At 63.4% G+C, this 23,630-nt stretch carries 29 protein-coding genes; 17 read left to right on the top strand and 12 right to left on the bottom strand.

Features of this window, described 5'->3' with window-relative positions; genetic code table 11:
- Positions 1 to 302: 302 nt before the first annotated feature.
- Both FJ471_RS20200 and purB read left to right on the top strand, forming a co-directional pair.
- The gene (locus tag FJ471_RS20200) at positions 303 to 716 is read left to right on the top strand and encodes a hypothetical protein (protein ID WP_140806174.1); all 414 of its coding nucleotides are present in this window, start codon (positions 303 to 305) and stop codon (positions 714 to 716) included.
- Positions 717 to 778: 62 nt separating this feature from the next.
- Positions 779 to 2,086 (top strand): adenylosuccinate lyase, encoded by a 1,308-nt coding sequence (gene purB, locus FJ471_RS20195; protein WP_140806170.1) that lies wholly within the window; start codon positions 779 to 781, stop codon positions 2,084 to 2,086.
- A gap of 253 nt (positions 2,087 to 2,339) precedes the next feature.
- Here purB and FJ471_RS20190 read toward each other — a convergent pair whose 3' ends face one another.
- Entirely contained in the window at positions 2,340 to 3,152 is an 813-nt protein-coding gene (locus FJ471_RS20190) for a VOC family protein (RefSeq protein ID WP_140806166.1), read from the bottom strand.
- Between the two features lie 186 nt (positions 3,153 to 3,338).
- Here FJ471_RS20190 and FJ471_RS20185 point away from each other — a divergent pair, with 186 nt between their 5' ends.
- The gene (locus FJ471_RS20185) at positions 3,339 to 3,896 is read left to right on the top strand and encodes an alpha/beta hydrolase (RefSeq protein ID WP_140806164.1); all 558 of its coding nucleotides are present in this window, start codon (positions 3,339 to 3,341) and stop codon (positions 3,894 to 3,896) included.
- Between the two features lie 149 nt (positions 3,897 to 4,045).
- Here FJ471_RS20185 and FJ471_RS20180 read toward each other — a convergent pair whose 3' ends face one another.
- Together FJ471_RS20180 and FJ471_RS20175 are read right to left on the bottom strand one after the other, a co-directional pair.
- The gene (locus FJ471_RS20180) at positions 4,046 to 4,819 is read right to left on the bottom strand and encodes an HpcH/HpaI aldolase/citrate lyase family protein (RefSeq protein ID WP_140806163.1); all 774 of its coding nucleotides are present in this window, start codon (positions 4,817 to 4,819) and stop codon (positions 4,046 to 4,048) included.
- Positions 4,820 to 5,061: 242 nt separating this feature from the next.
- Positions 5,062 to 5,382: a DUF1476 domain-containing protein gene (locus tag FJ471_RS20175; RefSeq protein ID WP_140806161.1), complete on the bottom strand. Its 321-nt coding sequence runs from the start codon at positions 5,380 to 5,382 to the stop codon at positions 5,062 to 5,064.
- 274 nt (positions 5,383 to 5,656) lie between these two features.
- On the opposite strand from FJ471_RS20175, the gene purC reads away from it, so the two are divergent.
- The 6 genes from purC (at position 5,657) to FJ471_RS20145 (ending at position 8,798) form a co-directional block, all read left to right on the top strand.
- On the top strand, positions 5,657 to 6,451 hold the full coding sequence (gene purC, locus FJ471_RS20170) for a phosphoribosylaminoimidazolesuccinocarboxamide synthase (protein ID WP_140806160.1): 795 nt from the start codon (positions 5,657 to 5,659) through the stop codon (positions 6,449 to 6,451).
- 66 nt (positions 6,452 to 6,517) lie between these two features.
- Complete coding sequence (gene purS / locus FJ471_RS20165) at positions 6,518 to 6,757, top strand: phosphoribosylformylglycinamidine synthase subunit PurS (protein ID WP_140806158.1); 240 nt, start codon at positions 6,518 to 6,520, stop codon at positions 6,755 to 6,757.
- Between the two features lie 18 nt (positions 6,758 to 6,775).
- Positions 6,776 to 7,030, top strand: a complete 255-nt coding sequence (locus FJ471_RS20160; protein WP_140806157.1) for a hypothetical protein — start codon at positions 6,776 to 6,778, stop codon at positions 7,028 to 7,030.
- The gene (purQ, locus tag FJ471_RS20155; protein ID WP_140806155.1) at positions 7,027 to 7,695 is read left to right on the top strand and encodes a phosphoribosylformylglycinamidine synthase subunit PurQ; all 669 of its coding nucleotides are present in this window, start codon (positions 7,027 to 7,029) and stop codon (positions 7,693 to 7,695) included. The genes FJ471_RS20160 and purQ overlap by 4 nt, the downstream gene beginning before the upstream one ends.
- A 39-nt stretch (positions 7,696 to 7,734) precedes the next feature.
- Positions 7,735 to 8,145 carry a hypothetical protein gene (locus FJ471_RS20150; protein WP_140806154.1) on the top strand — a complete coding sequence of 137 codons (411 nt, stop codon included), beginning with the start codon at positions 7,735 to 7,737 and terminating at the stop codon, positions 8,143 to 8,145.
- Between the two features lie 5 nt (positions 8,146 to 8,150).
- Positions 8,151 to 8,798: a Pr6Pr family membrane protein gene (locus FJ471_RS20145; protein WP_140806152.1), complete on the top strand. Its 648-nt coding sequence runs from the start codon at positions 8,151 to 8,153 to the stop codon at positions 8,796 to 8,798.
- 4 nt (positions 8,799 to 8,802) lie between these two features.
- Here the strand turns inward: FJ471_RS20145 and FJ471_RS20140 are convergent, their stop codons facing one another.
- Complete coding sequence (locus FJ471_RS20140; protein WP_140806309.1) at positions 8,803 to 9,051, bottom strand: DUF1127 domain-containing protein; 249 nt, start codon at positions 9,049 to 9,051, stop codon at positions 8,803 to 8,805.
- Between the two features lie 91 nt (positions 9,052 to 9,142).
- Between FJ471_RS20140 and FJ471_RS20135 the strand changes: the two genes are divergently transcribed.
- From FJ471_RS20135 to FJ471_RS20110, 6 genes are all read left to right on the top strand, one after another.
- Positions 9,143 to 10,552: a PLP-dependent aminotransferase family protein gene (locus tag FJ471_RS20135; RefSeq protein ID WP_140806150.1), complete on the top strand. Its 1,410-nt coding sequence runs from the start codon at positions 9,143 to 9,145 to the stop codon at positions 10,550 to 10,552.
- A 149-nt stretch (positions 10,553 to 10,701) separates the two neighbouring features.
- A complete protein-coding gene (purL, locus tag FJ471_RS20130; RefSeq protein ID WP_140806148.1) occupies positions 10,702 to 12,933 on the top strand; it encodes a phosphoribosylformylglycinamidine synthase subunit PurL in 2,232 nt (743 codons plus the stop codon).
- A 77-nt stretch (positions 12,934 to 13,010) separates the two neighbouring features.
- Positions 13,011 to 13,559 (top strand): hypothetical protein, encoded by a 549-nt coding sequence (locus tag FJ471_RS20125; RefSeq protein WP_140806146.1) that lies wholly within the window; start codon positions 13,011 to 13,013, stop codon positions 13,557 to 13,559.
- A gap of 96 nt (positions 13,560 to 13,655) precedes the next feature.
- The gene (locus FJ471_RS20120; RefSeq protein ID WP_140806145.1) at positions 13,656 to 13,889 is read left to right on the top strand and encodes a BolA family transcriptional regulator; all 234 of its coding nucleotides are present in this window, start codon (positions 13,656 to 13,658) and stop codon (positions 13,887 to 13,889) included.
- 252 nt (positions 13,890 to 14,141) lie between these two features.
- Positions 14,142 to 14,477 (top strand): Grx4 family monothiol glutaredoxin, encoded by a 336-nt coding sequence (gene grxD / locus FJ471_RS20115; RefSeq protein ID WP_040981263.1) that lies wholly within the window; start codon positions 14,142 to 14,144, stop codon positions 14,475 to 14,477.
- A gap of 162 nt (positions 14,478 to 14,639) precedes the next feature.
- The gene (locus tag FJ471_RS20110; RefSeq protein WP_140806144.1) at positions 14,640 to 15,884 is read left to right on the top strand and encodes a multidrug effflux MFS transporter; all 1,245 of its coding nucleotides are present in this window, start codon (positions 14,640 to 14,642) and stop codon (positions 15,882 to 15,884) included.
- A gap of 7 nt (positions 15,885 to 15,891) precedes the next feature.
- Here the strand turns inward: FJ471_RS20110 and FJ471_RS20105 are convergent, their stop codons facing one another.
- From FJ471_RS20105 to rpsD, 4 genes are all read right to left on the bottom strand, one after another.
- Positions 15,892 to 16,287 (bottom strand): hypothetical protein, encoded by a 396-nt coding sequence (locus FJ471_RS20105; RefSeq protein ID WP_140806142.1) that lies wholly within the window; start codon positions 16,285 to 16,287, stop codon positions 15,892 to 15,894.
- A gap of 55 nt (positions 16,288 to 16,342) precedes the next feature.
- Positions 16,343 to 17,170, bottom strand: a complete 828-nt coding sequence (locus tag FJ471_RS20100; RefSeq protein WP_140806140.1) for an inositol monophosphatase family protein — start codon at positions 17,168 to 17,170, stop codon at positions 16,343 to 16,345.
- Positions 17,160 to 18,014: a tRNA 2-thiocytidine(32) synthetase TtcA gene (gene ttcA, locus FJ471_RS20095; protein ID WP_181179601.1), complete on the bottom strand. Its 855-nt coding sequence runs from the start codon at positions 18,012 to 18,014 to the stop codon at positions 17,160 to 17,162. The genes FJ471_RS20100 and ttcA overlap by 11 nt, the downstream gene beginning before the upstream one ends.
- 159 nt (positions 18,015 to 18,173) lie before the next feature.
- Entirely contained in the window at positions 18,174 to 18,791 is a 618-nt protein-coding gene (rpsD, locus tag FJ471_RS20090; RefSeq protein ID WP_140806136.1) for a 30S ribosomal protein S4, read from the bottom strand.
- A 346-nt stretch (positions 18,792 to 19,137) separates the two neighbouring features.
- On the opposite strand from rpsD, the gene FJ471_RS20085 reads away from it, so the two are divergent.
- A complete protein-coding gene (locus tag FJ471_RS20085; RefSeq protein ID WP_140806134.1) occupies positions 19,138 to 19,341 on the top strand; it encodes a hypothetical protein in 204 nt (67 codons plus the stop codon).
- 66 nt (positions 19,342 to 19,407) lie between these two features.
- Here FJ471_RS20085 and FJ471_RS20080 read toward each other — a convergent pair whose 3' ends face one another.
- Positions 19,408 to 19,590 carry a DUF3008 family protein gene (locus tag FJ471_RS20080; RefSeq protein WP_140806132.1) on the bottom strand — a complete coding sequence of 61 codons (183 nt, stop codon included), beginning with the start codon at positions 19,588 to 19,590 and terminating at the stop codon, positions 19,408 to 19,410.
- 216 nt (positions 19,591 to 19,806) lie between these two features.
- Here FJ471_RS20080 and FJ471_RS20075 point away from each other — a divergent pair, with 216 nt between their 5' ends.
- Complete coding sequence (locus tag FJ471_RS20075) at positions 19,807 to 21,192, top strand: RNB domain-containing ribonuclease (protein ID WP_140806130.1); 1,386 nt, start codon at positions 19,807 to 19,809, stop codon at positions 21,190 to 21,192.
- Here the strand turns inward: FJ471_RS20075 and murI are convergent.
- From murI to FJ471_RS20060, 3 genes are all read right to left on the bottom strand, one after another.
- Positions 21,189 to 21,989 carry a glutamate racemase gene (gene murI, locus FJ471_RS20070; protein WP_140806128.1) on the bottom strand — a complete coding sequence of 267 codons (801 nt, stop codon included), beginning with the start codon at positions 21,987 to 21,989 and terminating at the stop codon, positions 21,189 to 21,191. The genes FJ471_RS20075 and murI overlap by 4 nt on opposite strands.
- 233 nt (positions 21,990 to 22,222) lie before the next feature.
- On the bottom strand, positions 22,223 to 22,747 hold the full coding sequence (locus FJ471_RS20065; protein WP_181179598.1) for a hypothetical protein: 525 nt from the start codon (positions 22,745 to 22,747) through the stop codon (positions 22,223 to 22,225).
- Between the two features lie 153 nt (positions 22,748 to 22,900).
- On the bottom strand, positions 22,901 to 23,630 hold a 730-nt coding region (locus FJ471_RS20060; protein WP_140806124.1), incomplete at its 5' end, for an RNA methyltransferase.

The raw sequence follows: 23,630 nt of genomic DNA, 5'->3' as shown, positions 1-23,630 counted from the left end.
CCTCCGCTGGATGGCGATTTGCCCTTTCGGATGCGAGACGGCCGACAATAACAAATGAACGCCGGATTGGATGCATCGCACGGCACGTCTCGTTCACCATGGCGTGATAGGCATGACGTCCATGAGACAGATGTCATGCCGATGACGCCCGGCCTGCCCGGTCACCCGGCGCGCGATACCGCTCGCCGCCCATGATGCCGCTGCAGCAAGTTCCCTTGCGCCGCGGTATCACGGACCTGTTGCGTGCCGCCGTTCCGACGGCAAACGAGGTCGTTGTCGGAACTTTGCTCTGGGGCGGCGCCATGAGTGGCAGCGCGCTGGCAAATCTTCTGCTGGCCGCCTGGGAGACGCCCGACAGGATCCGTTTCGTTGCGCTGCTTTACGGCCTTGGCGGCCTACTCGCCTTCCCGGTCGGGCTGACGCTGGCCAGGCTGGTTTCTCGGGACCGCAATTGGGAAACAGCCTTGGCCGCGGCATTCGTGTCGCTTCTGACGACGACACTCGCCTTCACCGGCGGCCTCTTCGCGCTGCAATATCGCTCCTATTACGCCGAGTGGCATGCGCCGGCGCTCACGCTGACCTGGGCGTTCGAATTCGCGTTCACCATGATGACCGCGCTCTACCAGTTCGTCGTGCTCGGCGTGCGGCTCTATTTTCCGCTGGGTTTTGCGGCACTTGTCGGGGCCAGCATCTGGTTTGCACGGCAGCGGCGTTGAGCATTGGGCCCGCCTCTGTTAGGACGCGGCCGATGCCTCTCCCAAGCAGGACTTAAAAACGGATGATCCCTCGCTATTCCCGGCCGGAAATGGTCGCCATCTGGTCGCCCGAAACCCGCTTCCGCATCTGGTTCGAGATCGAGGCGCATGCCTGCGATGCGCTGGCGGAACTGGGCGTCATCCCCAAGGAAGCGGCAAGGACGATCTGGGAAAAAGGCGGCGCGGCCAAATTCGACGTCGCCAAGATCGACGAGATCGAGCGCGTTACCAAGCATGACGTCATCGCTTTCCTCACCCATCTCGCCGAATTCGTCGGACCCGATGCCCGCTTCATCCACCAGGGCATGACCTCGTCGGACGTGCTCGACACCTGCCTTGCCGTGCAGCTGACGCGCGCCAGCGACATCCTGCTTGCCGACATCGACGCCCTGCTTGCCGCACTCAAGCGCCGCGCCTTCGAGCACAAGGACACCGTCACCATCGGCCGCAGCCACGGCATCCATGCCGAGCCGACCACCTTCGGCGTCAAGCTGGCGCAGGCCTATGCCGAATTCTCGCGCTGCCGCGAGCGGCTGGTGCACGCGCGCGAAGACATCGCCACCTGCGCCATTTCAGGCGCCGTCGGCACCTTCGCCAACATCGAGCCCTACGTCGAAGAGCATGTTGCGACAAAACTTGGGCTGAAGCCGGAGCCGGTGTCGACCCAGGTGATCCCGCGCGACCGCCACGCCATGTTCTTTGCGACGCTTGGCGTGATCGCTTCGTCGGTCGAGCGCCTCGCCGTCGAAATCCGCCATCTGCAGCGCACCGAGGTGCTGGAAGCGGAAGAGTATTTCTCGCCGGGCCAGAAGGGCTCGTCGGCGATGCCGCACAAGCGCAATCCGGTGCTGACCGAGAATCTCACCGGCCTTGCCCGCATGGTGCGCTCGATGGCGCTGCCCGCGATGGAGGACGTGGCGCTCTGGCATGAGCGCGATATCTCGCATTCCTCGGTCGAACGCATGATCGGACCCGACGCTACGGTGACGCTCGACTTCGCGCTGGCGCGCCTCACCGGCGTCGTCGACAAGCTGCTCGTCTACCCCGAGAACATGGAGAAGAACCTCAACAAGTTCCGCGGGCTGGTGCATTCGCAGCGCGTGCTCCTGGCGCTGACCCAGGCCGGCCTGTCACGCGAGGACTCCTACCGCCTGGTGCAGCGCAACGCCATGAAGGTCTGGGAGCACGGCGCCGATTTCCTAGAGGAACTGCTCGCCGACAAGGAGGTGACGGCCGCGCTATCGGAAGCTGATATCCGCGAGAAATTCGACCTCGGTTACCACACCAAGCATGTCGACACGATCTTCAAGCGGGTGTTCGGAGAGGCTTGACGTCGGATAAGAGTTGCGCGCTAGCGCAAGCTGGGAACACCCCTCATCCGTCTTGTCGTTTCACGACAAGCCACCTTATCCCACAAGGGGAGAAGAGGAAATCTGGCGCTCACGCCTCAGTCAATCACCAGCGTTTGCGATTGGCAGCGGCGCCGGCGCGATCTTCCCTTCTCCCCTTCTTGTGGGAGAAGGTGGATCGGCGCGCAGCGCCGAGACGGATGAGGGGGGTGCTCCAGCTTGACGCAGCCGTCGTTCACGCCTTCCCAGGTACGGTCCTGATCACCGTACCCCAGGGATCCTCGCGGCTCGTCTCCGCCTTCACATTGTCCGAGCGCATCTCGACCCAGGCGAGGCCTGAGCGGGACGGATCGCGGTGGCCGGCGCCGGCGCTCTGCCAGGCATTGGCGCCGATATGATGGTGGTAATGGCCCGATGACAGGAACACCGCCTGGCTGCCATATTTGGCGACGGTGTCGAAGCCGAACTGGTCATGCCACCAGGCCTCCGCATCTTCCGGCCGGCCGACGCGCAGATGCACATGGCCGACGACGGTGTTTTCCGGCGCGCCCTGCCAGCCGGCATCGCCCGCGGGCACGGTGCCCACCACCGCCGGCAGGTTCAGGCGCTCGGTCGCCATGGCGATCTTGTCGCCGTTCCATTTCCAGTCCTGGGGACGGCGGTCGGCATAGATCTCGATGCCATTGCCTTCCGGGTCGGTCAGGTAAAGCGCCTCGCTGACCAGGTGGTCGGAGGCGCCCTCGATGCCGATGCGGTTGGCGGCGGCGTGGCTGATCCAGCGGCCGAGGTCGGCGCGCGACGGCAGGAGGAAAGCGGTGTGGAAAAGTCCGGCGCTGCGTGGATCGTCCGGCTTGGCCGAAGAATCCGGCTCGAGCACCAGCAGCGGGCGATTGGCGGCGCCAAGCGTGATCGCGCCATCGGCGCGGCTCAGTTCCTGCAGGCCGACAACGGCGCGGTAATAGGCCGCCAGGCTCTCGGCGTCGCGCGCCTTCAGCCCGAGGCGCGAAACGCTGACCGGGGTGGTCGCGGCAAAAGGCAGTTCGCTCATCAATCTCTCCGTCTCGGCAGCTTCCCGGCATGGGATATTCCAGCCGCCGGCTGTTGTCCTCCTCAGATTGTCGATTGCGATCGTTCACACAAGACAGCAAGAATCGAACAAGTTGTTCACAATTGCGATATCGATCGATTTGCGAGCAGGGTTGCAGGCGAGAAGGCCGCTCGCTACATCGACGCCATGAAAGTCAAAGACGCAGATATTCTGATCGTGCCAGGCTACACCAATTCCGGCCCCGAGCACTGGCAGACCCGCTGGCAGTCGAAGCTGTCGACGGCGCGCCGGGTCGAGCAGGCGGAATGGACCAAGCCCGTGCGCGATGACTGGACGGCGAGCGTGGCGAACGCCGTCAACGAGGCCGAGCGGCCGGTGGTGCTCGTCGCGCACTCGCTTGGCGTCGCGGCGGCGGTTCAGGCCATCCCGCAATTCAAGAAGCCGGTCGCCGGCGCCTTTTTCGTGGCGCCACCGGATGTCGCCAATCCTGAGCTGAGGCCGCGTCATCTGATGACCTTTGGCCCTTATTCGCGCGATCCGCTGCCTTTCCCGTCGATCGTCATTGCCAGCCGCAACGATCCGTTCTGCGCCTTCGAGGTCGCCGAGGACATTGCCGCCGCCTGGGGATCGCTGTTCATCGACGCAGGCGAGGCAGGCCACCTCAACCACGACGCCGGTTTCGGCCCGTGGCCTGAGGGTTCGATGACTTTCGCCAAATTCCTGACGGAGTTGAAAGAACCCTAAGACGACCAAGGTGTGTTGAGATTCAGGTCAGGCCGAGCCGAAAATGGTGGCTTCAGAGAACCGGAGCGGAGCGTACTTCAAGTACGTGAGCACCGGAAGCGCGGGAAGCCGGCATTTGCAGGCCGGCCTCACCTGAATATCAAAACGCCTTAAGAACCGATCGAATCGCGCATGCTCTTCAGCAGCGTCTTCGCCCCGAGCGAGATCAGCGTGTGGTCGGAGCCCATGGCGAGCAGCCGGAAGCCCATCGACACGACGCGCCCGGCTATCGCCGGTTCGATGACATAGATCGCGGCATGCTTGCCGGCCTTGCGCGTCCGCTCGGCGATCGACGCGACCGTCTCCATCATGCTTTCCAGCGTCGAGCTGACGGTGGCGCCGTTCGACCAGGCGATCGAGAAATCCGACGGGCCGACGAAGATGCCGTCGATGCCGGGCGTATCCAAAATGCCGTCCAGCGCGTCGAGGGCCGCACGCGTCTCGACCATGGCGAAAGCCATGGTGCGCTGGTTCGTATCGCGCAGCCATTCGGCATGGTCGCCCTTGCCGTGGCGTGGAAAGGCATAGGTCGGACCCCAGGAGCGCTCGCCCAGCGGCGGATATTTCATCGCGGCCGCGAATTGCCTTGCATCGGCCACGGAGTTCACCATCGGCGCGATCACCGCCTCGGCGCCGAAATCGAGCGCGCGGCTCGCCATGTCGAAGCGTCCGACCGGAATGCGCACCAGCGCCGGCTTGTTGGCGGCCAGCACCGGCACCAGGCCGCGCAGCACGCTGTCCTCGTGGTGGCCGCCATGCTGCATGTCGAGGGTGACCGCGTCGAAACCCTGCTTGGCGATGATCTCGACCGTCAGCGCGTCCGGCACGCCCGACCAGGCGGTGAACAGCGTTTCGTCGGCGGCCAGGCGGGACTTGAGCGACATCGGAACTTCCTTGTTAACAATCCGCAGTTTCGGTCGAAAACGGCGCTAAGGCAAAGAAAAACCGCCCGGTTTTACCGGGCGGTCGATTGGTCCAGTCAGGGCAATTCCAGGAAAAGTGTGAAACGTTTAGGTTCGGCGACTTCGCCGTAACCTTCCGTCCGGAATTGCGTAAAGGCAAAGAGATAGGGCCCGATGCCGAAAAAGGGTGAAGCGGTTTCGGGTGACATCATACCCGCACAGCCTCAGGTGTTCTTGATCTGCTCGATCGCCTGCGCCATCAGCTCGTCCATGGTGCGGCGGATCTGATGGTCGGACTGGTTGACGCTGGCGGCATCGAAATCCTTGCGGATCTTGCGGAAGACATCATGGTCGCCCGCTTCCTCGATATCGGAGATCACCACTTCCTTGGCATAGGCTTCGGCATCGGCGCCGGACTTGCCGAGCTTCTCGGCGGCCCACAGCCCAAGCGCCTTGTTGCGGCGCGCCGAGGCCTTGAAGCGAAGTTCCTCGTCGAAGGCGAATTTGCGCTCAAAACCCTCTTCGCGGTCTTTCATGCTGCTCATGGCGTCCCTCCGATCAATTCGATTCGCTTGGCGGCGAATATGTGTGATGGGCAAGCACAAACCAAAAGGCCGCGGGCCGGTCAATATGCTTCGTCGCATGCTGCGCTGCGGCATTTCGGTTCCGAAAGCGGTTGATTCGCGGGATTTGGCGATTGAGCAAACAAGGCGATTGCGATAACACCGGCATTGAACGCCGCCGTCGCCATACTAATTTAGGCAGACGGACAGGAACTGGTCACTTGCCGCCTGCCCGCAGATCCAGAGAAAAATCCATATGAAAAATCGCCGCCGCATCTACGAAGGCAAGGCCAAGATCCTCTATGAAGGACCTGAGCCGGGAACGCTGATCCAGTTCTTCAAGGACGACGCCACCGCCTTCAACAAGAAGAAACACGAAGTGGTCGATGGCAAGGGCGTGCTCAACAATCGCATTTCCGAGCATATCTTCAACCATTTGAACCGCATGGGCATCCCGACCCACTTCATCCGCCGGCTCAACATGCGCGAGCAGCTGATCAAGGAAGTCGAGATCATCCCGCTCGAGGTCGTCGTGCGCAACGTCGCCGCCGGCTCGCTGTCCAAGCGACTCGGCATCGAGGAAGGCACGGTGCTGCCGCGCTCGATCATCGAGTTCTATTACAAGGCCGACGCGCTCGACGATCCGATGGTGTCGGAAGAGCACATCACCGCCTTCGGCTGGGCGAGCCCGCAGGAAATCGACGACATCATGGCTTTGGCCATCCGCATCAACGACTTCCTCTCCGGCCTGTTCCTCGGCGTCGGCATCCAGCTCGTCGACTTCAAGATCGAGTGCGGCCGCCTGTTCGAGGGCGACATGATGCGCATCGTCGTCGCCGACGAGATCTCGCCGGATTCCTGCCGGCTGTGGGATGTCGCCACCCAGGACAAGCTCGACAAGGACCGCTTCCGCCGCGACATGGGCGGCCTGGTCGAGGCCTATCAGGAAGTTGCCCGCCGTCTCGGCATCATCAACGAGAACGAGCCGCCGCGCCCGACGGGTCCCGTGCTCGTCGCTTCTTCCGAAGCGCCCAAGGGCCTGAAGCACTAGTTACTGACGGGCCTGCCGGACAATGGCAGGCCCTTTTCCCAAACGACCGCCTGCCCAGGAGTATCGATGAAAGCCCGTATCACCGTGACCCTCAAGAACGGCGTTCTCGACCCGCAGGGCAAGGCGATCGAGCATGCGCTCTCCGGGCTGGGCTTCGACGGCGTCGGCCAGGTGCGCCAGGGCAAGGTGTTCGACATCGAGCTCGCCGGAACCGACAAGGCCAAGGCCGAAACCGATCTAAAGGCCATGTGCGACAAGCTTCTGGCGAACACGGTGATTGAGAATTATAGTGTTGCTATAACCTGAGGTTGTAGCGGAGGCACAATGCCGGAAGCCACGAACGAATTGATGTTCGAGCTGCTGAAGCGGGTCCATCACGAAATCGGCGAACTTCGCCAGGATGTGTCCGAAGCCAAGCGTGAGTTGAACGTTATGCGAGGTCACATGGTGGCCACGCAGAGTGATATCCATAACATCTATGGTATTCTTGGCCGTCAGGATGAGCGACTCGAACGCATAGAGCGCCGCCTCGACTTGCGGGAACTTGCCGAAAATCAGAGGCCTTTCGAACCAAAATGAAATCAGCCGTCGTCCTCCTGCCTGGCCTCAACCGCGACCGCGACATGATCGCGGCGCTGACCAAGATTTCCGGCCAGGCGCCGGCGACCGTCTGGCAGACCGACACGGAAATCCCCGATGTCGACCTGATCGCCATCCCCGGCGGCTTCTCCTTCGGCGACTATCTGCGCTGCGGCGCGATCGCGGCGCGCATGCCGGTGATGCGGGCGGTCGCCGAAAAGGCCGCCAAGGGCGTCACCGTCATCGGCGTCTGCAACGGCTTCCAGATCCTGGTCGAGGCTGGGCTGCTGCCCGGCGTCTTGATGCGCAATGCCTCGCTGAAGTTCGTCTGCCGGCAGGTGAAGCTCCAGATCGCCAACGCCAACACCATGTTCACGCGCGGCTACCAGCCCGGGCAGGTCATCCGCTCGCCGGTCGCGCATCATGACGGCAATTATTTCGCCGATGCCGACACGCTTGCCCGCCTCGAAGGCGAAGGCCAGGTGGTTTTCCGCTATGCGGATGGCACCAATCCCAACGGCTCGATCAACGACATCGCCGGCATCGTCAACGACAAGGGCAACGTGCTCGGCCTGATGCCGCATCCCGAGAACCTGATCGAGGCGGCACATGGCGGCAATGACGGACGGGCGCTGTTCGAGAGCGCGCTCGGCATCGCCGCTTGATCCTTTAAAAACTTCCCAGAACGCGGGGGCGGACTGACCATGAGACTGACGATTGCTCGCCTTGCTCTCCTGGCCGCCGCCGGGCTCGCCTTGGCTTCCTGCCAGTCCAGCCCCAAGACGACGCCGGTCCCCTCAGGCAAAAGCGCCTCGCTGCTGGCCATGGAACAGGTCGCCATCGCGGCCCATAAATGCTGGATCGCCAGCAAGGATCCAGCCTTCAAGGCCTACCAGATGGCCAATGAGCTCAATTCCTACAGCGGCACGCCGCGCTTCCTGCTGGTGCCCGCCAAGCATTATGGCGGCAAGCCGCTGCTGGTCGTGCAGGCGCAAGGCAATTCCAGCCGCGTCGACGTCTTCGGGCCGCTGATGAACGAGCCGCTCGGCGCGCGCATCGGCTCCGACATCGCCCGCTGGCAGGCCGGCAATCCGTCCTGCGCCGCGGCGGCGTAAAAACGATGGGCCGCCTGGTGCAGATCGCAGGTGTCATCGCTGGCCTGGCCGGGGTTGTCCTGCAGTTTTGCATAACCATTCCGGCGTCGATGGAAGCCGGCCGCAGCCTGCTCGGCTCAATCGTCTTCTATTTCAGCTTCTTCACCATATTGACCAATATCGGCGCCGTGCTCGTCCACGTTTCCCTGCTGTCGCCCGCCGGCTATGCATGGTTTCCGGCTTTTGCCGGACCCCGCGCGCGGACCGGCGTGGGCGTCGCGATTTCGCTGGGGTTCATCGTCTATGCCACGGTGCTGGCGCGGCTCTGGCAGCCGCAGGGCCTTTTCCTGCTCTGCGACATTCTCCTGCATTATGTGACGCCAGTGCTGTTCGTGCTGTGGTGGCTTGTGGCGGGGGCCGACGGCCGGCGAACTTGGAGCGATATCCCCTGGTGGATGATCTATCCACTCGCCTATCTCGCCTACGCGCTGATACGCGCGCCATTCGCCGGCGAAGTGCCCTACCCGTTCCTTGACGTCGCCAAGAACGGCGCGGCCAGCGTCGCCGTTTCGGCCTTGGCCATCACCGCGCTGTTCATCGGATTGAGCGTGCTCGCGGTGCTTCTCGATCACGGCATCGGCCGGCTACGGGGAAAACCCGCAACCCGAAGATAGACCATCACTCCCAGAACGCCCGGATGCCTTCGCGATGGGCATCGCAGCGCGAGAGGCCGATATCCTTCAACTGATCGTCCGTCATCTCCAGCAGCGCAAGGCGGCCGCGCCGGCGCTCCAGCATATGATCGATTTGCTTGGCGACGGAACGAAGCACAAATACCAGGCGACCGACGAAGCCGGGGCGGCTCTGGAGATCGGTTTGCGTGCGGAACGCCGGGCCGGCGCAGCGGATTGTGTCGATTGTATCCATTGTCGTTCTGCCTTGTCTCGATTGTACCTTATCAATCGCGGGCTCGGTATGGATTGACTCATTACGCGGTGCAATATAGAAAATTGTCACCATGACAAATTGGCTCCCTGACCTCTCTTCCGGCTCCGGTCCGCTCTATCAGCGTCTTGCTGACAGCATTGAGTCAGATATCGACAAGGGCGTCATCGATGCCGGTGCAAAGCTGCCGCCGCAGCGCGACCTCGCCTATGACATCGGCACGACCGTCGGCACCATCGGCAGGGCCTATCAGTTGCTGCGCGAACGCGGTCTGGTGAACGGCGAGGTCGGTCGCGGCACCTATGTGCTCGGCCAGCATGCCGAAACCCCGAAACCCGAAGTCGAGCCAGGCTTGCAAGGCACGCGCTTCATCGACGCGCCGAGCGGCAAGTTGCGTTTCGACAGCACCGCCGCGCCCGATGTCGGCCAGGGCGCGGTGATTGCCGACATGCTGTCGCGCACGGCGCAGGAACACCCGCACGACATTTCGAGCTACACGCGTGATTTCCCCGAACGCTGGTACGAGGCCGGCAGCCGCTGGCTGGCGCGCAACTCCTTCCGCCCCTCACCCGATTCGATCGTTCCGACGCTGGGCACCCACGCCGCTGTCATGGCCGCGATCGCGGCGCTGACCATGCCCGGCGACTACGTGGTCTTCGAGCATCTCACCTATTCGCAGATCGCGCGCAGCGCCGGGCTGATCGGCCGCCGCACGGCGCTGGTCTCGACCGACGACGATGGCATCGACCCGGATGATTTCGAGCGCGTCTGCGCGCAGAAACATCCAAAGGTGATGTTCCTGATGCCGACCGCGAAGAACCCGACGCTGGTGACGTTGTCGGCGGAGCGGCGGCAGGCGATCGCGCGGATCGCGCGCGAGTACAATGTCGCGCTGATCGAGGACGATCTCTATGGCGAACTCACCGACGATCCGACGCCGCTGCTGGCCGAATATGCGCCGGAGCGCACGATCGTCGCCGGCGGCCTGTCCAAATCGGTCGCCGCCGGCGTGCGTGGCGGCTGGCTCTCCTGCCCGCCGGCCTATCGCCATCGCATCCGTGTCGCGCATAAGATGATGACCGGTGGCCTGCCTTTCCTTCTCGCCGAAGTCGGCACGAGGCTGGTGATGTCGGGCCAGGCGGACGAGATCCGTAAACGCTGCATTGCCGAAATCCAGGCGCGCCTCGCCATAGTGCGCGACGTGCTGGCGGGATTCGACATCAAGGCAAGGGACAACGTGCCCTTCCTCTGGCTGAGCTTGCCGGACCCGTGGCTGTCCGGCACCTTCAAGAACGCCTGTCTGGCGCAAGGCGTGCTCATCGACGATGAGGACGAGTTCAAGGCCGGCCGTTCCGAGCAGGTCTTTCACGGCGTGCGCTTTGGCGTGTCGCAGCCGCGGCAAAGCAAGGATGTCGCCGGCGGCGTCGCCGTCATCCGCCGCCTGCTCGACGAAGGCCGTGCCGGCTACGACAGTTTTTCCTGATCAAGCCGGCAAGCCCCAGACCTCAAGCATCACTGACAGAGGCCGTTTTCCGGCGTTTTCGTCATCCGGTGGGGGTGTATCGCGCCAAAGCTTGCGATAAGAGGAGACTCAAAGAAACTCCCCTCTCCCACGGACAAAAATCGCCGCTCATGACCATTTCCAATTCCGTGCCGATCACCCCCGAGCTTGTTGCCGCGCATGGGCTGAAGCCCGACGAATACCAGCGCATCCTCGGTCTGGTCGGCCGCGAGCCCAGCTTCACCGAGCTCGGCATCTTCTCGGCGATGTGGAATGAGCACTGCTCCTACAAGTCCTCCAAGAAATGGCTGCGCACGCTGCCGACCAGCGGCCCGCAGGTCATCCAGGGTCCAGGCGAGAATGCCGGCGTGGTCGACATCGGCGACGGCGACTGCGTCGTCTTCAAGATGGAGAGCCACAACCACCCCTCCTACATCGAGCCCTATCAGGGCGCGGCGACCGGGGTCGGCGGCATCCTGCGCGACGTCTTCACCATGGGCGCCAGGCCGGTTGCGGCGATGAACGCGCTGCGCTTCGGCGCGCCGGACCATCCCAAGACCCGGCATCTCGTGGCCGGCGTGGTTTCCGGCGTCGGCGGCTATGGCAACGCTTTCGGCGTGCCGACGGTGGGCGGCGAAGTCAATTTCGACGCCCGCTACAACGGCAACATCCTGGTCAACGCCTTTGCGGCGGGCCTTGCCAAGACCGATGCCATCTTCCTGTCGGAAGCCAAGGGCGTCGGCCTGCCGGTCGTCTATCTCGGCGCCAAGACCGGGCGAGACGGCGTCGGCGGCGCCACCATGGCCTCGGCCGAATTCGACGACAAGATCGAGGAGAAGCGCCCGACCGTGCAGGTCGGCGACCCCTTCACCGAAAAATGCCTGCTGGAAGCCTGCCTCGAGCTGATGGCGTCGGGCGCGGTCATCGCCATCCAGGACATGGGCGCCGCCGGCCTCACCTGCTCGGCCGTCGAGATGGGCGCCAAGGGCGACCTCGGCATCGAGCTCGACCTCGACAAGGTGCCGGTGCGCGAGGAGCGCATGAGCGCCTATGAGATGATGCTGTCGGAAAGCCAGGAGCGCATGCTGATGGTGCTGCGCCCCGAGAAGGAAGAGGAAGCCGAGGCGATCTTCCGCAAATGGGGGCTCGACTTCGCCATCGTCGGCAAGACCACCGACGATCTTCGTTTCCGCGTCATCCACCAGGGTGACGAGGTCGCCAACTTGCCGATCAAGGAGTTGGGCGACCAGGCGCCGGAATATGACCGCCCCTGGGTCGAGGCGAAGAAGCCGGCGCCGCTTGCCGCGAACGATGCGCCGAAGGCCGATGTCGCCGACGCGTTGCTCAAGATGCTCGGCGGTCCGGACCTCTCCTCGCGCCGCTGGGTGTGGGAGCAGTACGACACGCTGATCCAGGGCAATTCGCTGCAGCTTCCGGGCGGCGATGCCGGCGTGGTGCGCGTCGAAGGCCATCCGACCAAGGCGCTCGCCTTCTCCTCCGACGTCACGCCGCGCTACTGCGAGGCCGACCCTTACGAGGGCGGCAAGCAGGCCGTGGCCGAATGCTGGCGCAACCTCACCGCCACCGGCGCCTTGCCGCTCGCCGCTACCGACAACCTCAATTTCGGCAATCCGGAGCGGCCCGAGATCATGGGCCAGTTCGTCGGCGCCGTTAAGGGCATCGGCGATGCCTGCCGCGCGCTCGGCTTCCCGATCGTCTCCGGCAATGTGTCGCTCTACAACGAGACCAATGGGCGCGGTATCCTGCCGACGCCGACCATCGGCGGCGTCGGCCTCATCGCCGACTGGTCGAAGATGGCGCGCATCGGCTTTGCCGCCGAAGGCCAGATGATCGTGCTGGTCGGCGCGCCGCCGAGCTGGGGCAGCCATCTCGGCCAGTCCGTCTATATGCGCGACATCCATGGCCGCGCCGACGGTCCGCCGCCGCCGGTCGACCTCGACCATGAGAAGCGCGTCGGCGACCATGTGCGCGCGCTCATCGCGTCCGGCATCGTGACGGCCGCGCATGACGTCTCCGACGGCGGCCTTGCCGTGGCACTCGCCGAAATGGCGATGGCCTCCGGCATCGGCGCCACCATTCCCGGGCTCAGCGGAACCGACCAGATCCCGGTCTGGTTCGGCGAGGATCAGGGTCGTTATCTGCTGACGCTGTCGATCGACCCACAAAGCGGCGAATGGGACAGGATCCGCGAGGAACAGGGCATGCTCGGCATCTTCGCGCCCTGGATCGGCACGACGGGCGGCAAGACACTGAAGCTCGGCGAAGCGCGCGCGATTGCGGTGAGCGACTTGACCGCCGCCCATGAGGGCTGGTTCCCACGCTTCATGGATCAGGCCAGTTGACCAGGCTTGAAGCATGTCTCCCGAAAGTGTGCAGCGGTTTCGGGAAAAAGACATGCTTACGACAAAAGACTTAATTCATGTCGCATAAATCCTTTTTTACGCGACATGATTTAACCTCGAAGGCGCTGATCGCAGTCGTCTTCTGGCCGTCCCTGTTCTTCTTCTGGTTTCTCGGACCGTTCGTCCTGTTCCTGCTGTCGACGACCTCGAGCGAGGTCTGTCCGCTGCTGGAAACCCGCGCGCAATTCCTTGCCGCAGCAAACGGCACGCTGCCGATGCTCGTCATACAGAACCTGATCTACGCGGTTCCGATCGCCTGCCTCGTGCTCTGGAGCAGGCTTTCTCCTGAGCCGGCGCGAGCAAGGCATATCGCGACCTGCATCAAGCTCTTCGCCGTCGCCGCACTTATCGGAGCGGTTTGGGAATATGGCTCGTCCTTGACCTGCGACGGTTACGGCCGGCCCTTCTTCTCAACCGCATGGCAGATGACGAGCTATCTTCCGATCGTCATCCTGTTGATCAACATCCCGCTCTACGTGCGGGTCTTCAGCCTCGGCCGCGCCTATTCGACGCGCGATGACATCACCGAAGATGGCGTGGTTCATCCGAGCCAGGATAATCCCTAGGCCTCATCACCCGACGGAACGGCTTCAATCCGGGCTGGAAAGGCTTTAGGCTCCCCCGAGTCACACACACCTGCCCGCTTGAAACAGGATTTTGCCATGGCAATGGATGCCCACGACATCGAAAAACTGATCAAGGAAGGCATTCCGGACGCCAGGGTGACGATCCGCGACCTGGCCGGCGACGGCGACCATTATGCGGCCGAAGTGGTGGCCGAGAGTTTTCGGGGCAAGAGCCGTGTCCAGCAGCACCAGATGGTCTATGACGCGCTGAAGGGCAATATGGGCGGCGTGCTGCATGCGCTGGCGCTGCAGACCGCCGTCCCCGACTGAGCGCTATCGCCACTCAGAGCAATTCCAGGAAAAGTGTGTAACGGTTTTCCGTCCGGAATTGCGTAAAACAAAGAGATAGAGCGGTTCGGCGTTTCCTTGGTACGGTGAGCCGTTCTAGCCTTGGCCCAAAATCGCGTTATCCCTTGCGCCATTGGAGTGGCGTCGCGGCTAACGTCTTGTTTCAGCCACCCTATGGGTTTATTTGAAGGACATGCTTCGAGCCTGACTCCCACAGGCGTGAAAGGATTGTCCATGACCGGCATCAGCGACTACATCGACAATGAAGTGAAGAGCAACGACGTCGTGCTCTTCATGAAGGGCACGCCCGGCTTTCCGCAATGCGGCTTCTCCGGCCAGGTGGTGCAGATCCTCGATTATATCGGGGCCGACTACAAGGGCGTGAACGTGCTCGACTCGGCCGAATTGCGCCAGGGCATCAAGGACTATTCCAACTGGCCGACCATCCCGCAGCTCTATGTGAAGGGCGAATTCGTCGGCGGTTGCGACATCGTGCGCGAAATGTTCCAGGCCGGCGAGTTGCAGGACTTCCTGGTCGAAAAGGGCGTCAGCGTCAAAGGCGCGGCCTGATTCAATTTTTCGCTCGCCGGCGCGGAGGCTAACCCTCCTGCCGGCAAGCATCGCCCGGGGTCGCCCCCACCTCGGCAATTTTTTAAACCCGCATCTCGGGGATGAGACGAACCAGCGCGCCGGTCAGCCGGCGCTTGTTCGTTTGAAAGATCGGACTTTGCCGTGGACAAGCAGGTAGAAGCGTCGCAACGGGCAAGCAGCTTGCCTATTCCGCGCTGGGAATTCATTGCGCTATGCGCGGCGCTGATGGCGCTCAACTCCTTGGCCATCGACATCATGCTGCCGGCGCTGCAGCAGATCGGCGCCTCGCTCGGCGTCGAAAACGAAAACCACCGGCAATATGTCATCACTGCTTATATTCTTGGCTTCGGGACCGGGCAGCTCTTCTTCGGGCCGATCTCGGATCGGTTCGGCCGCCGCGCGCCGCTGGTCGCCGGCCTGATCATCTATGTCGCCGCGGTTGCCGCCGCCGCTGTGGCGCCCACCTTCGCCATCCTGCTCACCTGCCGTGTCGTGCAAGGTATCGGGGCCGCCGCGACCCGCGTCATCGCCGTCTCCATCGTGCGCGATACCTTCGAAGGTCGCCGCATGGCCGAGGTGATGTCGCTGATCTTCATGGTGTTCATGGCGATCCCGGTCGTCGCGCCCGGCATCGGCCAGTTCATCATGCTGTTCGCCACCTGGCACTGGATCTTCGTCACCATGGCCATCGGCGCGCTGATCGTTTCGGCATGGTCGCTGCTGCGCCTGCCGGAGACGCTGCATCCGGAATACCGCCGGCCGCTGACCGTCAATGCGGTCGTCGGGGGCTTCCGCATCGTGCTCACCAACCGTGTCGCGGTCTCCTATGCCTTTGCCAGCACCTTCATCTTCGGCGCCATGTTTGGCTTCATCAATTCGGCCCAGCAGATCTATCTCGATGTCTTCCATGTCGGCGAGCTGTTCCCGCTGATCTTCGCCGGCGTCGCCGGCGTGCTCGCCTTCTCGAATTTCCTCAACGCACGGCTTGTCGGGCGGGTCGGCATGCGTCGCCTGTCGCAAAGCGCGCTGCTGCTGTTCCTCGCGATCAGCCTGATATGGCTCGTCGTCTCGCTGGAGATGCAAATGCCGCTCTGGCTGTTCATCACCTTCTTTGCCGGCGCTATGTTGCCGTTCGGCTGTCTTGGCGCGAATTTCAACGCGCTTGCCATGGAGCCGCTCGGCGAGCTCGCCGGCACCGCGTCGTCCATCCTCGGCTTCATGCAGACCTTTCTCGGCGGCATCCTCGGCACGCTGATCGGCCAGGCCTATAACGGCACGGTGACACCGCTGGCCGCGGGCTTCTGCAGCGTCTCGGTCGCGGCCTTGCTGATGATCCTTGTCGCCGAAGGCGGGCGGCTGTTCCAGCCGCACAACCCCCCGGTCTGAGAAGCGCTCAGGACTTGCGTTCCTGCGTCGCCGTGAAGCGCGGCGAAAGGATGCGACCTGCGATCGCGCCGCCCATGCTTTCGGTAAATGGCAATGGCAGGGCCTTGCCAAGGGCCTCGAGCACCGAAGCGACGAAAGCCCTGTTCAGCCTGTCGTCCGGCCCCAAATCGGAGAAGGTGGCGTGCGGCTTGCCGAAAAGCGTCCCGTCCCGGCGAAGCGAGAACCGTAAGGTCAGCGACATGCCGGTTGTACCGCGCGGCGGTTGCCAGCAGGCATAAATGGCGGCCGACATTTCCACTATGGAGTTGACAGGATCGCGACTGCCGCAGGCGCGATCCTGCGCGCAACTTGCGTTCACGGTGGCAGCCAAGGCAAAAGCAGCCACAGCGAACCGGAAGCTCATTGTCATCTTCGGCTACTCAAGGAAGGGCGGCCAAGCGGGGCCGGCGCAACCGATCCTATTCCGCCCAGAGCTCGCGACGCAACTCGTCCCAGCTTTGCTTGTCCGGCGCGACCAGCAGACCACCATCGACATGCGACGGCAGGTAGGCGCTGCCGTCGACGCGCGCGACATGGCCGCCGGCTTCCTGGTGGATCAGCGCGCCCGCCAGATGATCCCAGGGCATCAGCTTGTTGTAGAGCACGAAATGGGCGTGGCCGCTGGCTAAAAGCCGGTATTCATGCGCCGCGCAGCGATAGGCGAACTGCGACAGCGTCTTGGTCTGGTTGCGGGCAAGCCGCGAGCGTTCAGGCTCCGTGAGAAACTGCCAGGAAACGGCGCCGGTCATCTGCGACATCGGCACCGGCGCCGCGACGCGTACCTTCTCCAGCGCGCCATGCGCGTGGCGGATATGGCTGCCGGCGCCCTTGGTGCCGATCAGCCAGTCCTTGCCGACCGGGTCGTGGATGATGCCGGCGACGGTCTCGCCATTGACGACGACGCCGGCCATGACACCGAACAGCGGCACGCCGGAAGCGAAATTGAAAGTACCATCGACCGGATCGATGACAAAGGCAAGCGCGGCATCGCCAAGGCCAGATAGCAGCGCCGGATTATCGGAGCAGGCTTCCTCGCCGACCACCATGGCGTCGGGATAGCGCTCGCGCAGCCGGGCGGTGATCAGCCTCTCGGCGTTGACGTCCGCCTCGGTGACGAGGTCGGCGGCGGACGTCTTCTGGCGGACGTCGCCCTCGCCCAGCCGGCGGAAGCGCGGCATGATTTCGGCCTTTGCCGCGTCGGCGAGAAGCTCGGCCAGCCAGTCGATCGCTTTATCGTCAAATCGCATCGGAAATGTCTTGTCCTGGGTTCGTGCCGAGCCCCGCGAAGTCGAACAGCTTCCTGTCCAACAGATGCGAGGGCCGAACATTGGTCATGGCGCGGATCATCGTGTCCTTGCGGCCCGGCATGCGCTTCTCGATATCATCGAGCATCGCCTTCATGGCGTTGCGCTGAAGCCCTTCCTGGCTGCCGCAGAGGTCGCACGGGATGATCGGGAATTTCATCGCGTTGGCGAATTTTTCGAGATCCGCCTCCGCGCTGTAGGCGAGCGGCCGCAGCACCATGACGTCGCCCTCGTCATTGAGAAGCTTCGGCGGCATGGCGGCGAGACGCCCGCCGTGGAACAGGTTCATGAAGAAGGTCTCGAGGATGTCCTCGCGGTGGTGGCCGAGCACCAGCGCCGAACACCCCTCCTCGCGCGCGATCCGGTAGAGATGGCCGCGCCTGAGCCGCGAGCAGAGCGAGCAATAGGTGCTGCCCTCGGGCAGCTTGTCCGTCACCACCGAATAGGTGTCCTGGTATTCGATGCGGTGAGCGATGCCGTTGGCGTTGAGATAGTCTGGCAGGACGTGTTTTGGAAAATTCGGCTGGCCCTGGTCGAGATTGCAGGCGAGCAGTTCGACCGGCAGAAGCCCACGCCATTTGAGGTCGAGCAAAAGCGCCAGCAGGCCGTAGGAATCCTTGCCACCAGAAAGCGCCACCAGCCAGCGTTCGCCGGGCTTCACCATGGCGAAATCCTCGATCGCCTGGCGCGTCAGCCTGAGCAGCCGCTTGCGCAGCTTGTTGAACTCGACCGAGGACGGCACGTCGGCAAACAGCGGATGGAAGCCGCCTTCGGTATCGTCGCTCATCGGTTCCAGGGATTTCACGTCAAGCGATTTGGTATCTGGCAGCATATTCATGGCGCTGATGCCCATCGGTCCGGTTGCCGCCCGGCTTAACGGACGCGGCCGATAAAGAAAAGGCCGCCTCGATGGGCGGCCTTTGATATTGCGGCTGATTGAGTTCGATCAGCGCGAGTAGAATTCGACGACCAGGTTCGGTTCCATCTGGACGGCGAACGGCACGTCCGACAGGCCCGGAACGCGAGCGAAGGTCGCAGTCATCTTGTTGTGGTCGGCTTCGATGTAGTCCGGCACGTCGCGCTCGGCGAGAGCGACCGATTCCAGCACGATCACGAGCTGCTTCGACTTCTCGCGCACCTCAATGAGGTCGCCCGGCTTGCAGCGATACGAACCGATGTTGGTGCGCTTGCCGTTGACGTTGACGTGGCCGTGGTTGACGAACTGACGGGCGGCGAAGATGGTCGGCACGAACTTGGCGCGATAGACGATCGCGTCGAGGCGCGACTCGAGCAGGCCGATCAGGTTCTCGGAGGTGTCGCCCTTGCGGCGGTCGGCCTCTTCATAGACCTTGCGGAACTGCTTTTCCGAAACGTCACCATAGTGACCCTTCAGCTTCTGCTTGGCGCGCAGCTGCAGGCCGAAGTCGGAAAGCTTGCCCTTGCGACGCTGGCCGTGCTGGCCGGGGCCGTATTCACGCTTGTTGACCGGGGACTTCGGGCGGCCCCAGATGTTTTCGCCGAGACGGCGGTCGATCTTGTATTTCGCGGATTCGCGCTTGCTCATCGCATTCCCTTTCAAAACAATATACCCGGAACCCCATGGCTCCGGGCGAAGGAAACGCGCCCTCCTCTGGCCTCCGTTTTCGAGACCTGACAGGGTTTTCCACGCAAAGCGACGGAAGACCCACGGGACACGTCAAAAGAAACCACCGGGCGTCGCCACCCGGTGTTGCTGGGCCTGTTAAACACAGATTTAACCGCTGTCAAGCTTGTGGCTGGCCGCGCGGTCCGCAACCCTATAGCGTTTTATGCGTTGCTGGCGGCACGCCGACGGCATCGGGGGCGGAGTGCAGCGTCTTTGGATGCAAACGCCCTCACATGATGACTGGAGCAGAGGAGTCCGAAATCCCATGAAGAAGTTCTTCCTTACCCTGACGGGCGCGGCGTTGCTGGCCGGCTCGATGGCGGTCATCACGCCGGAACCGGCCATGGCCAGGCATTGGAGCGGCCACAAGCAGGTTTGCCGCGTCGTGTGGAAGAAGAAGGTCGTATGGCGCCACGGCCACCGCCACGTCGTCCGCTACAAGACCAAGCACTGCTGGTGGCGCCGCTAAACCGGCGCCTGAGCCAATCCAGAAAGCCCGCGGCCAATACCGCGGGCTTTTTCATCCGATCGTGATTTATGACTTCTTTGCCGGCAAGGTCTTGCGCTTGGTCTCTGCGAACTCCTCGAGCTGCTTCTCGCTCATCGAGTCATACATTTCGCGCGAAGCACCCTTGAGCTCGCTCTTCTTGGTCTCGCCGCGCTTGGCGGAAAGGGCTGCGCCGGCGGCCTTTTGCTGGGCTTGCGATGTAGCGGGCATGGCGGTTTCTCCTTTGCTGGAGAGCAATTCCAGGAAAAGTGTGAAACGGCTTTCCGTTCGGAATTGCGTCAATTAGATAGAAGGAGAACGCCGCGCCTTCGCGGCAGTTCCAACGCTTGCAGCTCCAACCGCTGGCATCGGCAAGCCGGTCAGCCCTCCCAGGCGATTTTCGTTGACGATCTTCCCGCTTCCGGAACGCCAGTGTAGGACGTCGACATGAAATCGCTGACCGATCCCGCACAGGCGCTCTCCACCGGCCTCGCGAAAATCCGCACCGAGTTCCACGTGCCGGGTGGATTTCCGCCGGAGGTGACGGCCGCGGCGCAGGCGGCGGCAAAGCGTGTGCCCGCGCAGCATGCCGACCGCACGGCGATGCCCTTCGTCACGCTCGATCCGGCGAGCTCCACAGATCTCGACCAGGCCTTCTCGATCGAGGCCAGCGGCGGCGATCTCCTCCTGCATTATGCCATTGCCGACGTTGCCTGGTTCGTCGAGGACGGCGACGCGATTGATATCGAAGCCTGGTCGCGGGGTGAGACGCTTTATCTGCCGGACGGCAAGGCCGGGCTTTACCCGCCGGTGCTTGCCGAGGCTGCGGCGAGCCTGTTGCCCGACGGACCGCGCCCTGCAGTCGTCTTCACGGTCCGGGTCGCCGGGGACGGCGCGGTGAAGCTGGATGGCGCGGAGCGGGCAATCATCCAGAGCCGCGCGAAGCTCGCCTATGACAGCGTCACGGCCGCCGATGTTCCGGCCGGCTTCGCGGAACTGTCGCGGCGCATGGCGGCAAACGAAGAGCGGCGCGGCGCTTCGCGTGTCGATCCGCCCGAGCAGGAGGTGGAAAAGCTCGCCGACGGCACGTTCCACCTTTCGTTCCGGCCGCTGCTGCAATCCGAGCAGGACAATGCAGCACTTTCGCTGGCGGCCAATATAGCGATCGCCGATGCCATGCTGGCGCACAAGACCGGGCTGTTCCGGGTGATGTCGGGACCCGACGCTTCCAAGGTGCAAAGACTGCGCAGCGCCGCGCAGGCGCTCGGCGTTGCCTGGCCTGCCTCCACCAGCTTGCGCGACTATCAGCGCACGCTCGATCCCGCCGATCCGAAACAGGCGGCGCTGATGCTGGAAATCCGCCGCGCAGGCAATGGCGCGTCCTACCAGCCCTATCAGGAGGGCGTCGTGCCCTGGCATGAGGCGATGGCCGCGACCTACGCGCATGCCACCGCGCCACTCCGGCGGCTGGCCGACCGCTATGTCGTGCGCTGCGCGCTGGCAATCGCCAATGGCCAACCCGTGCCGCAGGCCGTCACCGATGCCTTCGCCAGATTGCCGAAGGTGATGGGGCGCGCGGACGCCCGCGCTTCGCAGATCAACCACGCCGCCATCGACCTTGCCGAGGCCGTCATGCTAAAGGGACATGAAGGAGAGACATTCAAGGCCGCCGTCACCGATATCGTCGACCATGGCGTGCGCGTGCAGCTTGCCGACATGCCTGTCGTCGCCAACGTCAAGGCTTCCGGGCTCAGGCAGGGCGACGATCTCGAGCTGAAGCTGGTCTCGGCCGATCCGGATCAGCGCAGCATAGTCTTCGAACCGGCCGTCTAGCGTGCGGTCAATCCAAAGCCCTGGATCAGCCGTCGCGTAGCGAAATCCACCTTGCCCGAGGTGAAGACGGCAAGATCGGGCTCGCTCTCGCCCGATGTCTCACCGACAGGTTCGAGCAGCGACATGGCGCGCCGCGCGATCGCCTCGGCCGGATCGATCCAGTCGACCGGCCAGGGGGCGGTCTTGCGCATGCGGTTGGCGAGAAACGGATAATGCGTGCAGGCGAGGACGACGATGTCGGTGCGGTTGCCGTCTCGTTCGATGAAGCAGGGCGCGATTTCGGCGCGCACGGCTTCCTCGTCGACGAAACCCTGGCGCATATAGATCTCGGCAAGTCCGGCCAGCCGGTCGCTGCCGACCAGGCGCACATGGCATTTTTGCGCCCATTTGCTGATAAGGTCGCGCGTGTACTGGCGCTTCACCGTGCCGGGCGTCGCCAGCACCGATACCAGACCGGAGCGGGTGCGTTCGGCGGCCGGCTTGATCGCCGGCACGGTGCCCACGAACGGATGGCCGGGGAATTTCTCGCGCAGCGCGTCGATCACCAGGGTCGATGCGGTGTTGCAGGCAATGACGGAGATCGCCGGCCGCAGCCGGTCGAGCAGCTTGGTGAACAGCGTAAGGATGTGATCCTTGAGCGCCGGTTCTTCCCAGGCGCCGTAAGGAAAAGCCGCGTCGTCGGCGACATAGACGAAGCGGCGGTCGGGCATCAGCACGCGCGCCTCGCGCAGCACGGTCAGCCCACCGACACCGGAATCGAACATCAGGATCGGGCGTTGGCTTGATCGATCGCTCATTGTCATCCGGCGGCCAGAGCAATTCCAGGAAAAGTGTGAAACGGTTTTCCGTCCGGAATTGCGTCAAACAAAGAGATAGCATCCGATCCGAGATTGGATCGACCGCGCTTCTATCGCGAATGATCGTGGTCTTGAAGAGGCGAATGCGAGCAGCTTTTGCGCAGCCGTCCGAGCATGATGCCGAAAAGTGTGAAGCGGTTTTCGGACGGCATCATGCTCCATCTAAGACACAATTATATCCCGCGCTTGCCGAAGCCGGCGGGGCGCGGCCTGCCGAAGGGCTGCGGCGCGGGCGGAACGCGGGCGGCCGAAGCGGCAGCCGCGGCGCGCGGAGCGGCCGGCGCGGCGGTGCGTGTCGGTGACGGAAGCGGACCGTCGAACTCGAAAACATCGGTCAATTCATCGATATTGCTGCCCGCGACGGGTTTCGCCCACAGGATCGTGCACCAGAGGCCGAATATCGAAAGCGCAAGCAGGTTCAGCCCGCCGGGAATGCTATCGGGATCGCCGAATTTGACGACCAGGAGCACGCCTGCCTGCAGAAGGGCGTAAACGGCGGAAAGGGCGATGTAGGCCCACAGAATCCAGCGGCGCCCATTGGCATCGCGGGTGCGGCGCGAGGCGATATTACCGCGCAGCGCGACAAAGATGAGCGAGGCGATGAGGACGGCGCCCGCCATGCCCTGCCGCGCCGGACCAGGCCCCGAATTGATCAGCCCTTCGAAACCAATCGTGCTGACAATGGAGGTAACGATCACCACGGTTTCGGCAACGGCAAGACCGAGAGAGTAAAGGAAAAAGCGCAGTCGACCAATATTGGACGTAAACATGTGCCACCCCCACTATTGCAGCAAGGATGAGGCACAACCGAATAAAAATCGGTTACTTCAAATGCTCACAGCTTATCGATCTTAACTTTCTTCGTCTTTGACACGACTGCGCGCACCGGCCGGCAATCGTCTTGGATCATCCCCGGGCGAGCCGTCGCCGCGCGGCATGGCCGGCGAGAACCGGTCGAGCGAGGAGATGATGCCGCGCAGGACCTTGAGCTCGGGCTCGGCGAAGCCCGCGCGCGTCAGCACGGCGCGCAGATTGTCGACCATCTTCGGCTTCTTTTCCTCAGGGCGGAAATAACCGCGCGCTTCCAGCGCATTCTCCAGATAGGCGAACAGGCTGTGCAACTGCTCCTTGGTCGCCGGCACCAGCTCCGGCCCGGAGAAATTGGTTTGGGTCTCGTCGGCGAGGCCGGACTTCATCCATTCATAGGACATCAAAAGCACCGCCTGGGCGATATTGAGCGAGGAAAAGCCGGGATCGACCGGAAAGGTGACGATCTCGTCGGCGAGCCCGACCTCGTCATTATAGAGGCCGAAGCGCTCACGGCCGAACAGGATGCCGGTGCGCTCGCCCGCCTCGACATGCGCCCTGAGCGCCCTGCCCGCTTCCACGGGACCGCGCACCGGCTTGAAGCCGTCGCGCTCGCGCGCCGTCGTGGCAAAGACGAAGTTCAGGTCGGCAACCGCGGAGGCCAGATCGTCGAAAACCCTGGTGACGTCGATGACGTGGTCGGCACGGCTGGCGGCCGCACGCGCCTTCTCGCTCGGCCAGCCGTCGCGCGGATTGACGAGCCTGAGCTCGGAT

It is taken from the genome of Mesorhizobium sp. B2-7-1 (assembly GCF_006440735.1).
In the GTDB taxonomy this organism is placed as follows: domain Bacteria; phylum Pseudomonadota; class Alphaproteobacteria; order Rhizobiales; family Rhizobiaceae; genus Mesorhizobium.
The sequence above is the reverse complement of the archived record's forward strand: the minus strand, read 5'-3'. Positions and strand labels throughout refer to the sequence as shown.